Here is a 15,172-nt window from a genome sequence, read left to right as displayed (position 1 = left end):
CGCCGCCCTGCTATGGTGTTGCATGCCGGCTGGCATTTGTGCCAACGATGTGCTAAGGGCTGTGCTGCAGGGCAGCAAACAGCCCCCGGCAGCGGCTTATTCCATGGCGCGCGGCGTGGTCGAGTTGGCTTCGGCCACGGTGATAGCCGTCATGTTGATGATGCGGCGCACGGTGGCGCTGGGCGTCAGGATGTGCACCGGCTTGCTGGTACCCAGCAGCACCGGGCCAATCGCGATGCCGCCGCCAGCGGCCGACTTCAGCAGGTTGTAGGAGATGTTGGCCGCGTCCAGGTTGGGCATCACCAGCAGGTTGGCGCTGCCCTGCAGCACGCAGCTCGGCAGCATGTGCTTGCGCAGGCTGGCATCGAGTGCCACGTCACCGTGCAGCTCGCCGTCGATCGGCAGCCAGGGCGCATGTTCCTGGATCAGCGCCAGTGCCTCGCGCATCTTGACGGCGCTGGGCTGGTTGGAGGAGCCGAAGTTGGAGTGGCTCAGCAGCGCGGCATTCGGCTCGATGCCGAAGCGCTTCATGTCGAGTGCGGCCATGATGGTGAACTCGGCAATCTGCTCGGCGGTCGGGTCGTAGTTGACGTGGGTATCGACGATGAACACCTGGTGGTGCGGCAGCAGCAGCGCGTTCATGGCGGCATAGGTCTTGGCACCGGGCGCCTTGCCCAGCACCTGGTCCACATAGTGCAGGTGCAGCGAATGGCTGCCCCAGGTGCCGCAGACCATGCCGTCGGCATAGCCCTTGTGTACCATCATGGCGCCGATCAGCGACAGGCGGCGGCGCATCTCGATCTTGGCCATCGCCTGGCTGACGCCCTTGCGCTCGGCCATGGCGTGGTAGGCCTGCCAGAATTCGGTGTAGCGCGGGTCGTTCTCGACGTTGACCACTTCGTAATCGACGCCTTCGGTCAGGCGCAGGCCGTAGCGCTGGATGCGCTTGGCGATGATGGCCGGGCGGCCGACCAGGATCGGCTTGGCCAGGTTTTCATCGACTACGATCTGTACCGCGCGCAGCACGCGCTCTTCCTCGCCCTCGGCGTAGACCACGCGCTTGCGCTCGGCCATGCGGGCGGTGTCGAAGATCGGCTTCATGATGCCGCCGGAGGCGTACATGAAGGCCTGCAGCTTGTCCTTGTAGGCGTCCATGTCCTCGATCGGGCGCAGCGCCACGCCGGCGTCCATGGCGGCTTCGGCCACGGCCGGGGCGATCATCAGCATCAGGCGCGGATCGAAGGGCTTGGGAATCAGGTATTCGGGGCCGAAGCTCAGGTTATGGCCGATGTAGGCGGCGGCTACCACCTCGGACTGCTCGGCGCGGGCCAGGTCGGCGATGGCGCGTACGGCGGCGATTTCCATCTCGGTGGTGATGGTGCTGGCACCGCAGTCCAGAGCGCCCCGGAAGATGTAGGGGAAGCACAGCACGTTGTTGACCTGGTTCGGGTAGTCGGTGCGGCCGGTGGCCATGATGGCGTCATCGCGCACGGACTGGACTTCTTCTGGCGTGATTTCGGGCGTCGGGTTGGCCAGCGCGAAGATCAGCGGCTTGGCGGCCATCCTGGCGACCATCTCGGGCTTGAGCACGCCGCCGGCGGACAGGCCGAGGAACATGTCGGCACCCTCGATCACCTCGCCCAGCGTGCGCAGCGCGCTGTCCTGGGCGAACTGGGCCTTGTCTTCGTCCATCAGTTCGGTGCGGCCCTGGTAGACCAGGCCGTGGATGTCGGTGACCCAGATGTTCTGGCGCGGCACGCCGAGCTTGACCAGCAGGTTGATGCAGGCCAGCGCTGCGGCACCGGCGCCGGAGGTGACGACCTTGACCTCGTCGATCTTCTTGCCGACCACTTCCAGGCCGTTCAGGAAGGCCGCGCCCACCACGATGGCGGTGCCGTGCTGGTCGTCGTGGAACACCGGGATGTTCAGGCGTTCACGCAGCTTGCGCTCGACGTAGAAGCAGTCGGGCGCCTTGATGTCTTCGAGGTTGATGCCGCCGAAGGTGGGTTCGAGCGCGGCGATGATTTCGACCAGCTTGTCCGGATCCTTTTCGTTGATCTCGATGTCGAACACGTCGATGCCGGCGAACTTCTTGAACAGCACGCCCTTGCCTTCCATCACCGGCTTGCCGGCCAGCGGGCCGATATCGCCCAGGCCGAGCACGGCAGTGCCGTTGGTGACCACGCCGACCAGGTTGCCGCGAGCGGTGTAGCGGAAGGCGGCAGCCGGGTCCTTGACGATTTCCTCGCAGGGAGCAGCGACGCCGGGCGAGTAGGCCAGTGCCAGATCGGCTTGGTTTACCACCTTCTTGGTGGACTCGACGCTGATCTTGCCGGGCTGCGGAAACTCGTGGTAATCGAGTGCGGTCTGGCGGAACGCGGCGTTGCTGGTGCTCTGCTTGGAGGAAGTGGTCATGGCGGAACTCGTGCTGGGGCCTGGCAGCGGATCACGCCGCAGACCGGCTGTTTTGGGGTTATGGGCGGAACGTCCCATTGTAGGGGCAAGCGCGACCGCTAACAGGCACCACGACCCATGTCGCACAGGGAAGTGCGACATGGACGATGGCGGTTTGACACTGCTGGCAGGCGGTATCAGGCAGCCCGGGACAGGGGAGCGGCGGGCGTGTCGCCGCCGTCGAGCTCGGCCAGCAGCTGTTGCCAGCGCGTGCGTGCGGCGGCCAGGTTGCGCGCCTTGACATGGCCGTAGCCGCGGATGCTGTCGGGTACCTGCGCGATCTCGACCAGCAGCGCGTGGTTCTCTGGCGTGAGGCGCGTCAGCAGCTGTTCGACCAGCTGGCGGTACTCGGTGATCAGGGCGCGTTCGGTGACGCGCTCCGGGTGGCGGCCGAAGGGATCAAGCATGCTGCCGCGCAGCTTTTTCAGCTTCGCCAGCAGGCGGAACACGCGCAGCATGCCGGGGCCGTAGCTGCGCTTGCGAGCATCGGCCTGATCCTGTGCGCTGCCCAGGCTGGGAGGTGCCAGGTGGTAGCGCAGCGTGTAGTCGCCTTCGAACATGGCGGCGATCTTCTTTTCGAAGTCGCCGTTGCTGAACAGGCGCGCGACTTCGTATTCGTCCTTGTAGGCCATCAGCTTGAACAGGTTGTGCGCCACCGCCTGCGCCAGCCGGGTCGGCGGCTTGCCGTTGACGGCAGGCAGTGCGGCTTCGGCTTCGGCGACGCGCTGTACCAGCTGTTGGTACTGGCGCGCATAGGCGGCATCCTGGTAATCGGTCAGGAACTGCACGCGGCGTTCCAGCAGCTGCTGCAGCGAGGGCGGGCGGTGCAGCGTGATCACCTGTGCCGGCTTGAGCAGCTGTTGCACGCGGGCTGCATCGTGCGCGGCGTGGCGACCCCAGACAAAGGCCTGCTGGTTTTTGTCCACCTGCACGCCGTTGAGTTCCATGGCGCGCAGCAGCGCGGCCTCGCTGAGCGGGATCCAGCCTTTTTGCCAGGCAAAGCCGAGCACCATCGGGTTGACGTAAATCGTGTCGCCGAGCAGTTCGCGTGCCATGGCTTCGGCATCAAAACTGGCCAGATGGCCTGCATCGAGCAGGCCGGCGAGCACGCTGGCGCATTGCTGTGCCGGGTTTTGCCAGTCGCGGTTGTGGACAAAGGCGGCAGTCGGCGGGGCGCTGCTGTTGAGCGCGACACGGCTGCGGTCGTGGCGCAGGCGCGAGGTGGTTTCGGCATGCAGCGTGACCAGCGGATCACAACCGAGCACCAGATCGGCGGCAGCCAGGCTGACGCGCGTGGTCTGGATATCGTCCTGCGTGGCACCGATCAGCACATGGCTCCAGGTGGCACCGCCCTTTTGCGCCAGGCCGGCGGCATCCTGCGTGACGATGCCCTTGCCTTCCAGATGCGCCGCCATGCCGAGGATCTGGCCGATGGTGATGACGCCGGTACCACCGACGCCGGCGACTACCGTGCCCCAGACCTGGCCGGCTGCCAGTGGCGGCAGCTGCGGCAGGGGAAGCGCCGGCAGGCTGTCCAGTGCCGGCAGCTGCGATGACGTACCGGGCTGGCGCAGGCGGCCGCCCTCGACCGTGACGAAGCTCGGGCAGAAGCCCTTGAGGCAGGAATAGTCCTTGTTGCAGCTGCTCTGGTTGATCTGGCGCTTGCGGCCGAATTCGGTTTCCAGAGGTTCCACGCTCAGGCAGTTGCTCTGCACGCTGCAGTCGCCGCAGCCTTCACAGACCGCCTCGTTGATGACGATGCGCTTGGCTGGATCTTCCAGCAGGCCACGCTTGCGGCGCCGGCGCTTTTCGGTGGCGCAGGTCTGGTCGTAGATCAGCACCGTGGTGCCGCGCGTGGCACGCAGCTGCTGCTGCACCTCGTCCAGGCGGTCGCGGTGGAAGACCTCGGTGCCAGGTGGCAGTGCCGCACCCTGGTACTTGTCGGGATCGTCGCTGACCACGACCAGCTTGCTGGCCCCTTCGGCGATCACGCTGGCGGCAATCTGCAGCACGCTGTGGCCTTCGGGCCGTTCGCCGACGCGCTGGCCGCCGGTCATGGCGACGGCATCGTTGTAGAGGATCTTGTAGGTGATGTTGACGCCGGCGGCGATGCTCTGGCGGATGGCGAGCAGGCCGCTGTGGAAATAGGTGCCGTCGCCGAGATTGGTGAAGATGTGCGGTTCGTCGGTGAACGGCGCCTGACCGACCCAGGGTACGCCCTCGCCGCCCATCTGGGTAAAGCCGCAGGTCGCGCGGTCCATCCACAGCGTCATGTAGTGGCAGCCGATGCCGGCCATGGCACGCGAGCCTTCCGGCACGCGGGTGCTGGTGTTGTGCGGGCAGCCGGAGCAGAACCAGGGCACGCGATCGGCCTTGAGCGTGATCGCCTGCTGGGCGCGTTCCTGCGCGTCCAGGATCGTGAGGTGGGCGTCCATGCGCGCCTGCACGTCGGCCGGCACGCCGAGCTGCGACAGGCGGCGCGCGATGGCGCGCGCGATCAGCGCCGGGTTCAGGTCGGCATGGGCGCGCAGCAGCTGGTGGCCGGCCGGATCGCACAGGCTCCATTCGCCGCCGCTGCAATCGCCCGGTACCTCGTCGAACTTGCCGAGCACGGTCGGGCGCACGTCCTCGCGCCAGTTGTATAGCTCTTCCTTGAGCTGGTATTCGATCATCTGGCGCTTTTCTTCCACCACCAGGATCTCGTCCAGGCCAACGGCGAACTCGCGCGTGAGTGTGGCTTCCAGCGGCCAGACCACGCCGACCTTGTGCACGCGCACGCCGATGCGCTGGCAGGTGGCCTCGTCCAGCCCCAGGTCGAGCAGTGCCTGGCGCATGTCGTTGTAGGCCTTGCCACTGGCGATGATGCCGAAACGGTCCTGCGCACCGCTGATGACGGTGTGGTTGAGCTGGTTGGCGCGGATGTAGGCGAGCGCGGCGTAGAGCTTGTGTTGCAGCAGGCGTGCTTCCTGCTCGAGCGCGGTATCGGGCCAGCGGATATGTACGCCGCCGGGCGGCATGGCGTAGTGCGGCAGCCGCGTGTGCACGCGGTTCGGATCGATCTGCACGGTGGCGCTGGATTCGACCACTTCCTGGATCGTCTTCATGCCGGTCCAGACGCCGGCAAAGCGGCTCATGGCATAGGCATGGATGCCGAAATCGAGAATCTCCTGCACGCTGGCCGGGAAGAACACCGGCATGCCGCAGGCCTTGAGGATGTGGTCGCTCTGGTGCGCGGCAGTGGAGCTCTTGGCGATGTGGTCATCGCCGGCGACGGCAATCACGCCGCCCCAGGGGCTGGTGCCAGCCATGTTGGCGTGCTTGAACACGTCCACGCTGCGATCGACGCCGGGGCCCTTGCCGTACCAGATGCCGAATACGCCATCAAAGCGCTGCTGCTGTTGCGGGGCAAAGGCCAGCTGCTGGCTGCCCCAGACGGCGGTGGCGGCGAGCTCCTCGTTGACGCCGGGCTGGAACACGATGTCGTGCTGCTTGAGGCTGGATTGCGCCTGCCAGAGCATCTGGTCATAGCCGCCGAGTGGAGAGCCGCGATAGCCGCTGATGAAGCCGGCGGTGCGCTTGCCGGCGGCCAGGTCGCGCTGCTGTTGCAGCATGGGAAGCCGGACCAGGGCCTGCACGCCGCTCATGAAGGCTTCGCCTTGCGGCAGCGTGTACTTGTCGTCCAGGGTGGCATCGGGCCGTGCCAGGCCGGAGACGGGAAAATGGGTCGGTGCGTTCATGGGTGCCTCGCTTGTTCGGTGGTGCGGAAAGGGTGGTTCCGGACCAGGGGACAGGCCTGCCGCTGCTTGTGGCAGCGCAGGCGCTAGAGGCAGTTTAGGCGGCGCGCAGGCGCGCCGCCGTCAGGGATAGTACCGAGTTACAGCTGCTGACAGCGGCTCAGCGCGGCCACAGCACCCACAGGCGCAGCGGCTGCTTCATGGCGTGCGCCAGCGTGGCGGCTTCGGGCGACCAGCCGGCAAAGTAGTCGGCACGCACGGCACCGCGGATTGCATTGCCGGTGTCCTGTGCCAGCACCATGCGGTTGAGCTGCGCGGTCGGTCCGCTGGTGGAGAGCCAGACTGGCGTGCCGTAGGGGATGCTGTCACGGTCTACCGCAATCGAGCGGCCCGGCGTCAGCGGCACGCCCTGGGCACCGCGCGGGCCGGTGTTGGCATCGGGGATCGCCTCTTCACGGAAGAACACGTAGCGCGGGTTGCTCCACAGCATGGCCTGGGTGCGGCCCGGGTTCTGTGCCGCCCAGGCGCGTACATTGTCCCAGCTGCCGCCACGGCCGCCCTGCGAGCTGATCCAGGCCGAGGGGCTGCGGAAAGTCTGGTTGTTGGTGCCAGCAAAGGCCAGGCGCACGTCGCGCACGCGGCCGTCGCGCTCACGCACCTGCATGCGGCCGGAGCCCTGCACGTGCAGCACCATGGCATCAATCGGGTCGGCCATCCAGACGATTTCGCGGCCACGCAGTGCAGCCTGTGCGGCGGGCAGGATATCGATCTGCTGGCGCGTGAACCAGGGCGACTTGGGCGCGCCACCGGCCGGCACGCCGTACAGCGGCACGCGGTGGCTGGCGGTGGGCACGCGGCTGGCCTGCATCACCGGTTCGTAATAGCTGGTCAGCAGGCCGTCGGCCTGGCCGCTGTGCGCCTGTACCTGGTAGGGCTGCAGGCGCTGCATCATCCAGTTGCGCTTGTCCTGGTCGCTGGCGCGCGCCATGCCGGCGGCTTCGCGGCAGGTGGCGGCAAACACCGGGCCGGGCTTCTGGCAGCTCTGCATCCAGGCGCTCCAGGCTTCGCCAACGCGATCCTGGTTGAAGCCGGGCAGGCTGGACCAGGTCACCGGCACCCAGCGGCTCTTGGGCTGGGTGATGACCTGGCCGGTGATGGTGTCGGTCGGGGGTGCGGTCGGCTTGGTGCCGCAGCCGGCGAGCAGGGCTGCGGCCACGACGCTGGCAACGCCGGCCAGCGTGGTCCAGCGTGGAAGGGTACGGGGGAGAGCGGGTGAGATCGTCTGCATGGGCTTTGAAGTCAACAGGCTGGCACCCGGCATCGGCATGGTCAGGAATGCCGGGCATGAGGGAAATGGAAAGAGTCGCAACACATTGTGCCTGCCCTGCAGCGGGCTGCCGGAGCGCAGCGCTGCACAATTCGTGTGCAAATGTTCCGGGCGGCTCAGGGCATGGCGCTGGCAGCGGCTTGCGGCAACACCCCAGCTGCAGATGCAGCCGATGCCGGCAGCATCGCCCTGGCGGCAGAAGCGGCAGAAGCGGCAGAAGCGGCAGAAGCGGCAGAAGCGGCAGAAGCGGCAGAAGCGGCAGAAGCGGCAGAAGCGGCAGAAGCGGCAGAAGCGGCAGAAGCGGCAGAAGCGGCAGAAGCGGCAGAAGCGGCAGAGGCGGCAGAGGCGGCAGGTGCTGCGGCGGGGCTGGTTCCGCCCTCATCGTCGCTGTCGAAGCTGTCAGGCTGCTCCTGGCGCAGCCAGGGCTGGCCGACGCCGCGGCCCTGGGTGATCGGCCACCAGTCACGCAGCAGGGTGTCACGGCCGGTGATCGGCCACCAGTCCCAGAGCCGGTCCACCGGGCGCGGCGTGGCGTGGCTGGCGAGGATCTGCAGCGCGGTCTGGTGCGCGGCCGAGCCTTGCAGGCGCGTCACCTCCGGCGCGTTCCACGGACCGCCGACGTAGAGCACCTGGGTGGCGGCATCGTTGATCGACTTGCTCAGCAGCCACTGGGCGATAAAGCTGCCGACGCCGATCACCGGGTTGACCGCGGCAGCCACCAGCGCGGCACCGCCGAGGTCGATCTTGGGCTGCACCAGCACGTCCAGCGCCAGCGTCTGCGCCACCAGCGAGATCTGGCCGTTCACCTTGACGTTGGCCAGCGTGGTGCCGATGACCTCGGTGTCATCGGTATGGGCGATGCCGTTCTGCAGCCGCAGCGTGCCGCCGATGCGGTCAAAGCCGAAGCCCTTGCCCTGCTGCTCGCCCAGGCGCGACAGGCCCTGCAGGCTGAACAGGTTGACGATGCGCAGCGCGTCCACGTCGATCGGCGTGATGCTGCCGCGGCGCAGGTCCAGCCGCACGTTGCCGCCCAGCGTGTCCATGTCGATCGAGATCGGCGAACCGCGCCAGCGCACCGTGCCGGCCAGCGCACCGGCACCGTCCTCGACCAGGCCGGGATGGCCGAAGTGGGTCAGCATGCCGCCCAGGTTGTCGGTTTCCAGGCGCACGTTGAGCGAGACAAAGCGGCGTGCGGCACTGCCGTCTGCGCGCGTGGCCTGACGCGGCTGGCCCCACAGGCCGCTGCCGAGCAGGTGGCCATGCGGCATGCGGGCCGTCAGCTGGTGGATGCGCCAGCCTTCGCCATGGTCTTCCGGCTGGTCCACCAGCGGTGCCCCGGCCACCATCGGCGTACTGGCATTGCCAGCCAGCAGGGTGACGCGGTCGAACTTGTAGCCGAGCACATCGACCTGTTCCGCCTCGATATCGAGCGCCGGCAGGGTTTCCGGGTCTTCGGTGCGCGCCACCAGGTCACGCACATCCTGCACGATGGCCGGCTCGATGATGGCGCGCGCCAGGCGGGCCTTGACGCTGCCGGCCCCCTGGCCGTTGAGCGGCTGCAGGTATTCCACGTAGCCGTTGATCTGGCGTGCATCCAGCGTCACCTGCCACAGGCGGCCATGGCGCGTGCCACCCAGCACCAGATTGTCGAAGCGGCGATTCGCCACCGTCAGCGAGGAGGTCTGGATCGCCATCACGCTGGGCAGGTAGTTCAGGCTGGCTTCGCCGTCGCCCGCCGCACTGGTGGCGGTAGGCTCGCTGGCCGAGATGCGATTCAGCACGGCGATCCAGTCGTCGGCATTCACGTCATCGAGCAGGATCAGCGCGTGCACATCGTTTTCGGGCAGCGGCGGCAGGTTCTCGTGTGCCAGCGCGCCGGCGGCGATACTGCCGCGCAGCACGCGTGGCGTGTGGCCACGCACATCGCGCACGTAATGCACCGACAGCCGGTTGCCGATGCGCACCAGCAGCTGGTCCTCGGCCGGCATCAGCTGGCCGCGCTGCTGGTCCTGGTAGTTGCGCACGATGGTGTTCTCGTAGTGCAGCGGCAGGCTCTCGCCGGCGCTCTTGCCCAGCGGTGCCGGCAGGTTCACCGCCATGCCGACCAGGTCGCTGTCGATGGTCAGCTCAGGCGCGCCACGATCGAACTGCAGGCGCGCGCGGTAGGCGCTGCGGCCTTCCATTGAGGCACCCAGCGCCGAGACAAAGCCCAGCTCCTTCGCTTCACGCAGGCCGGCGGCGGTGATGTCGCCCACGGCGTTGAACACGATCTGGCGCGGCTGGCCGGGCTGGCGTTTCGGATCCATGCCGCCCGCCAGCGTTGCCTGGCCGCCCAGCAGCCCGGTGCGCACCTGGCGCAGTTCGAAGCCCTTGTCGGTAAAGGCCACGACGCCGGTGCTGCCGGCCAGCAGCGGCGTGGTCGGCGTGATGCGCACATCGTTGCCCTTGAGCGTGACCTGGCCATCGACCTTGATGTTGCGGATCTGGTGCACCGGAATGCCGAGTGCCAGCGAGAGATCGGTGCCGCCGGTAGCGGTGGCCTGCTGCAGCGCATTGCCAGCGATCTCGCCCAGCGGCGAGGTGTTGGCCAGGTGCAGCGCCTGCGACAGTGGGCCGGTGGCGCTGGCGGCCACGCCCACGGTCAGGTTGTGCGAGGCCAGGTCGGGAATCGTGGCGGCAATCTCACGCACACGCAGATCGGGCGCGGTGCTGAAGCTGGCGGTGGCGTCGACGATCTGCAGCATGTTGCGGTCGATGATCAGCTTGCCCTTCAGGTCGGTCAGCGCCGGCCAGGGCAGCTCGTCGCCATGCTGCAGGCTGCGCGGCACGAACTGGTAGCGCGCGTTGTAGAGCGGCACGTCAAAGCGGAACTTGCCCGGCAGCTGGCGGCCGGCATCGTCCTTGCCGGACGGCAGGTGCGCCAGATCGCCCTCGATCTGCACGCGTGCGTTGCGGATCTCGCCGGCCTGCACCGCATCGCGCACGTACTGGCGCGCCTGCACGCCCAGCGACATCGGCAGGTAGCGGTGCACGCGCGCGGCGTTGGCGCGCTCCATGCGCGCATCGAGCTGGATGATGCCGGGGAAGCGTTCCGATGCCGGCTCGCCCTCTTTCAGCGGGTTGGTGCGCCAGGTGGCGGACAGCCGACCGCGGGCATCGGCATTGGCAAAGCGCACATTGGGCAGGGTGGCGCGGATCACGCCGTCCTTGATCTGCCACAGCACTTCGGCGTTGAAGGTGTCGAAGGCGATGCGCGGCTCCTCGAACACGCCGGGCAGGGTCACATGGCCCTGGCTCATGTCGATCGCCATGCGGCCACCGCGTTCGGTCAGGGCAAAGTCCACGTCGGCGCCATCCACGCCGGGCGTGCCCGGTTCGTAGCGCCGGCGCTGTGCGTTATACGGTCCCTGCTGCGACTGCCAGCCAATGTCCCGAGCCTTGCCGATGGCGGCAAAGCTGCTTGGCTGGTCCAGCTGGCCCTGCCAGTCGAGCGTGAGCGTTTCCATGTGGCCGCGCGGCTGGAAGGTATAGAGCGCATCGAGCGCGGCATCGCCCAGCGGCAGACTGCCGGCCAGTTCGCCGATGATGCCCAGATCCCAGTTGTCCCCCTCGACATGGCCGCGGCTGCTGGCACTGTCGGTGCCGTTGTGCAGCTCCACACGCACATTGCCGCCGTTCCAGCGGTGGCCGCTGAGCGTGGTGAAATCCAGCTGCTGCGTGGCCAGTGTGTAGGTTTCGTTGTTGTCGGCGGCGGCAAACTGCACGCTGAACATGCTCTGCATGTCCTTCAGCACCAGCGGCGGCAGGTCTTTCCCGAGCCGCAGGTCGACCTCGTTCAGATTGGCCTCGATGGTGGCGGTGCTGCTGCGCATCTGCTTGAAGTCGGCCCAGACGCGCATGCGGCCCTTGCCGCGGCGCAGGTCGATGCCGCGGCCCAGGCTGGTGTAGCGGCGCAGTTCGGACAGGTCCAGCTCGGCCAGGTCGGCATAGGCCACACCGCTCCAGTCGCGCCAGACAGTGCGGTCGCCGAACAGCGGGTGGGTCCAGTCGCTGACGAACTGGATCGGCTGGCCCCAGCCGGCGGGCGGCGTTGCCTGCAGCTGCAGCTCGTGCTGGCGGCCGCTGTTTTTCAAGCTGGCGCTGATATCGGTCATCAGCAGCGGGGGCACCTCGCGCTGGGCATCGCTCCAGTGCAGGCTGCCGTTGCGGATGGCGATATGCGGCTGGGACAGCAGCCAGTTGAGCGCTGGGCCGGAATCGCCCGACTTGCCCTGTGCCAGCTCGATACCGGCGGCCTCGATCACGCCGTCAGCGCGCTTGCGCATGTGCAGCCGTGGCTGTTCCACCTGCAGCTGCTCGAAGCCGAGCCGCAGCGTGGCTGGCAGCGAGACGGTGGCGCTCAGGCGCGCGATGTGCAGGCCTTCGGCGCCCTGGCCATCGCGCAGCACGATGTTGTCCATGGCGATGGTCGGGTTCCAGCCGCGTTCGGTCACGTGCAGCTGGCCGATTTCGAGCGGGGTGCCCAGCGTGCGGCTGGCCAGATTCTCCAGTGCCGGACGGAAGGAATCGATTCGCGGCAAAATGACGAGATGCAGGACCAGTGCCAGCAGCCCGATCAGGCTGAGTACCAGTACCAGCAGCACCCCCAGGCCGCGTCGCAGCCGCGACAGCCAGGGTCGGAGAGGTGGTGTGCTGGGAGGTGTGGCCGAGGTTTCCTGCATGTCTAGGAAAGATGATAGGCATGAACATGACCAACGATGGCACGCTGACGCCGACGGAACCATTATCGCCGGCTGCTGCACCTGCACAGGGCGACACGCAGACTGTTACGGAAGACCTGGCGGGATATTCACGCTTTGTGCAGCGCATCCGCCGCCGTTATGCCGAGGAACTGCCACTGCTGGCACCCGGCCTGCCCGATCTGGCCAGCATGCGCCAGACCTACGCCGTGCTGCGTGAGCGTGGCCACGATGTGGGTGCTGCGCTGCGCGTGCTGCGCCAGCTGGTGCAGGAACGCCTGGCGACGCTGGACTGCAATGCCGGCGCCCCGATGCAGGACATAGCCTTGAGCGTGACGCGGCTGGCCGAATTGGCGCTCGACATCGCCTGCGAAGAGGCCTTTGTCCAGGTCGATGCGCGCTACGGGCCGCCGCTCAAGGCCGACGGCCAGCGCTGCAACCTGTGGATCATGGGCATGGGCAAGCTGGGCGCGCGCGAGCTCAACGTTTCCAGCGATATCGACCTGATCTATGTCTACGAGTGCGATGGCGAAACCGCCGGTCGCCCGAATGCCGAAGGCCGCAGCAGCGGCGCTGGCAGCACCAGCTTCCAGGAATACTTCACGCGCGTGGTCAAGGTGATCTATGGCCTGATCGGCGATACCACCGAGCACGGCTTCGTGTTCCGCGTGGATCTGGCCTTGCGTCCCAACGGCAACTCCGGCCCCAGCGTCACCTCACTCGAGGCGCTGGAAGAGTACATGGTGGTGCAGGGCCGCGAATGGGAGCGTTTTGCCTGGATGAAGAGCCGCGTGGTGGCACCGCGCGCCTCCATCGTCAACGGTTCCGGCCAGCAGCTGCGCCAGGTGGTGCTGCCTTTCGTGTTCCGCCGCTACCTGGACTACAACGTGTTCGAGGCGCTGCGCGTGCTGCATCGCCAGATTCGCGAGCACGCCACCAAGCGCAGCGCCGGCCGCCCGGAGCGCGCCAACGACGTCAAGCTGTCGCGTGGCGGCATCCGCGAGATCGAATTCACCGTGCAGCTGCTGCAGGTGGTGCGCGGTGGCCATTTCCCCGAGCTGCGCACGCGCCCGACGCTGGAAGCGCTGGAGCGCGTCGAGCGCGCCGGCCTGATGTCGCCCGAGATTGCCGCCGGCCTGGGCGAGGCCTATGTCTTCTTGCGCCAGGTCGAGCACCGTATCCAGTACCTGGATGACCAGCAGACGCATCTGCTGCCGACCTCCGAAGAGGACCTGGCCTGGATCGCGCGCAGCATGGGCCATGCCGATACCTGCGGCTTCATGCAGGAGCTGCTGCGGCATCGCGACCTGGTGGCGAGCGAGTTCGACATCCTGCTGGGGGGTGACCAGTCCTGCAGCAAGGGCAATTGCCAGAAGAACGGCAAGGGCCAGCAAGTGGACATGGCGCAGACCGGTGACGATATCGGCGAGCTGGTGGCGATGCTGCCAGAGGGCTCGGTGGTGGCGCGCCGGCTGGAGGAATGGCGCGAGCATGTGCGCGTGCAGGGGCTGCGCATCGACACCCGCGTGCGCCTGATGCGCCTGATGCAGCGCACCCTGCAATGGATGCAGGCGGAAGACAGCCAGCGCCACGACATTTCCGAAGCCGGCGTGCTGCGTTTCATCGACTGGATCGAGACCCTGCTGCGCCGCGAAAACTACCTGGCGCTGCTGCTGGAGCGACCGACTATCCACGACCGCCTGCTGCGCCTGCTCGGCGTGGCACGCTGGCCGGCACGCTACCTGATGCAGCACCCGGTGGTAATCGACGAGCTCACCAGCAACGCACTGATGGAGCAGCGCTTCAACCAGGCCGACCTGCGCGAGGACTTGGGCCTGCGCCTGCAGGCGCTGCAAAGCACCGGCGAGGACGATGAGGAGGCGCTGCTGAACCTGCTGCGCCGCGCCATGCACGCCGAGACCTTCCGCATCCTGGCGCGCGACCTGGACGGCCGGCTGACGGTGGAGCAGGTGGCCGACGACCTGAGCGCGGTGGCCGATACCGTGCTCGACGTCGCCGTGCACTGGTGCTGGCAGCAATATCTGCCACGCGCGCTGCGGCTGGGCTTCGAGGGCGATGCCGATACCGATATCAGCCAGCACTTCGCCATCATTGCCTACGGCAAGCTCGGCGGCCTGGAACTCGGCTATGGCAGCGATCTGGACCTGGTGTTCTGCTACGAGGACGAGAGCGAACGGGCCAGCGAGATCTACGCCGGCCTGGTACGCAAGCTGATCACCTGGCTCACCGTCAAGACCAGCGAAGGCGACCTGTACGAGATCGATACCGCGCTGCGCCCGAATGGCAGCTCCGGCCTGCTGACCACCAGCATGGAAGCCTACGAGGCCTACCAGCTGCAGCGCGGCAGCAACACCGCCTGGGTTTGGGAACACCAGGCCATGACGCGGGCACGCTGCTGCTTTGGCAGCCCGCAGCTGCGCGAGCGCTTCGAGGCCTTGCGCAGCGACGTGATCACGGCCGAACGCAACCCGGCCGCGCTGCGCGACGAGATCATCGCCATGCGTCAGCGCGTGACGCAGGCGCACCCGATCCCGATCGGCAGCTTTGACGTCAAGCACAGCCCGGGCGGCATGATGGACGTGGAATTCGTCACCCAGTTCCTGGTGCTGCGCCATGGCCGCGAGTTCCCGACGATGCTGGAAAACCGCGGCAATATCGCGTTGCTGGAACGGGCCGATGACCTCGGCATGCTGCCGGCGCCGGTCGGCCACGCGGCCGCAGCGGCCTACCGCGAGCTGCGCAAGCTGCAGCACCGTGCGCGCCTGAACGAGGAGTCCACCGCTTTCCCGGAAGACATGATGCGCCTGCATGCGGCGGCGGGGCTGGACCTGTGGCAGGCGGCATTTGGCCTGCCGCGCCAGGGCTGAGGTGGGCTTTTTTGCCGGAATGACAGCCCG

Annotated in this window: 5 protein-coding genes; 1 reads left to right on the top strand and 4 read right to left on the bottom strand. The window is 67.4% G+C overall.

Features of this window, described 5'->3' with window-relative positions:
* Positions 1-96: 96 nt before the first annotated feature.
* The 4 genes from ACI3EV_RS00350 to ACI3EV_RS00335 form a co-directional block, all read right to left on the bottom strand.
* Entirely contained in the window at positions 97-2,415 is a 2,319-nt protein-coding gene (locus ACI3EV_RS00350) for an NADP-dependent malic enzyme (protein WP_329769794.1), read from the bottom strand.
* A gap of 176 nt (positions 2,416-2,591) precedes the next feature.
* The gene (locus ACI3EV_RS00345; protein ID WP_337691716.1) at positions 2,592-6,191 is read right to left on the bottom strand and encodes an indolepyruvate ferredoxin oxidoreductase family protein; all 3,600 of its coding nucleotides are present in this window, start codon (positions 6,189-6,191) and stop codon (positions 2,592-2,594) included.
* Between the two features lie 157 nt (positions 6,192-6,348).
* Positions 6,349-7,515: a murein transglycosylase A gene (locus tag ACI3EV_RS00340; protein ID WP_405198000.1), complete on the bottom strand. Its 1,167-nt coding sequence runs from the start codon at positions 7,513-7,515 to the stop codon at positions 6,349-6,351.
* A gap of 116 nt (positions 7,516-7,631) precedes the next feature.
* The gene (locus ACI3EV_RS00335; protein WP_405197999.1) at positions 7,632-12,236 is read right to left on the bottom strand and encodes a YhdP family protein; all 4,605 of its coding nucleotides are present in this window, start codon (positions 12,234-12,236) and stop codon (positions 7,632-7,634) included.
* Between the two features lie 26 nt (positions 12,237-12,262).
* On the opposite strand from ACI3EV_RS00335, the gene glnE reads away from it, so the two are divergent.
* Positions 12,263-15,142, top strand: a complete 2,880-nt coding sequence (gene glnE / locus ACI3EV_RS00330; protein ID WP_405198050.1) for a bifunctional [glutamate--ammonia ligase]-adenylyl-L-tyrosine phosphorylase/[glutamate--ammonia-ligase] adenylyltransferase — start codon at positions 12,263-12,265, stop codon at positions 15,140-15,142.
* The last annotated feature ends 30 nt before the right edge of the window (positions 15,143-15,172 follow it).

This window comes from Allobrachymonas wangyanguii (assembly GCF_045055315.1).
GTDB classification, from domain to species: Bacteria; Pseudomonadota; Gammaproteobacteria; order Burkholderiales; family Burkholderiaceae_C; genus Brachymonas; species Brachymonas wangyanguii.
This window is presented reverse-complemented; position numbering and strand designations above follow the sequence as displayed.

What these genes read in the sequence shown, in the direction of transcription:
- ACI3EV_RS00350 (WP_329769794.1), bottom strand. Translation starts at nt 2,415, where the DNA reads ATGACCACTTCCTCCAAGCAGAGCACCAGCAACGCCGCGTTCCGCCAG.
- ACI3EV_RS00345 (WP_337691716.1), bottom strand. Translation starts at nt 6,191, where the DNA reads ATGAACGCACCGACCCATTTTCCCGTCTCCGGCCTGGCACGGCCCGAT.
- ACI3EV_RS00340 (WP_405198000.1), bottom strand. Translation starts at nt 7,515, where the DNA reads ATGCCGATGCCGGGTGCCAGCCTGTTGACTTCAAAGCCCATGCAGACG.
- ACI3EV_RS00335 (WP_405197999.1), bottom strand. Translation starts at nt 12,236, where the DNA reads ATGCAGGAAACCTCGGCCACACCTCCCAGCACACCACCTCTCCGACCC.
- glnE (WP_405198050.1), top strand. Translation starts at nt 12,263, where the DNA reads ATGACCAACGATGGCACGCTGACGCCGACGGAACCATTATCGCCGGCT.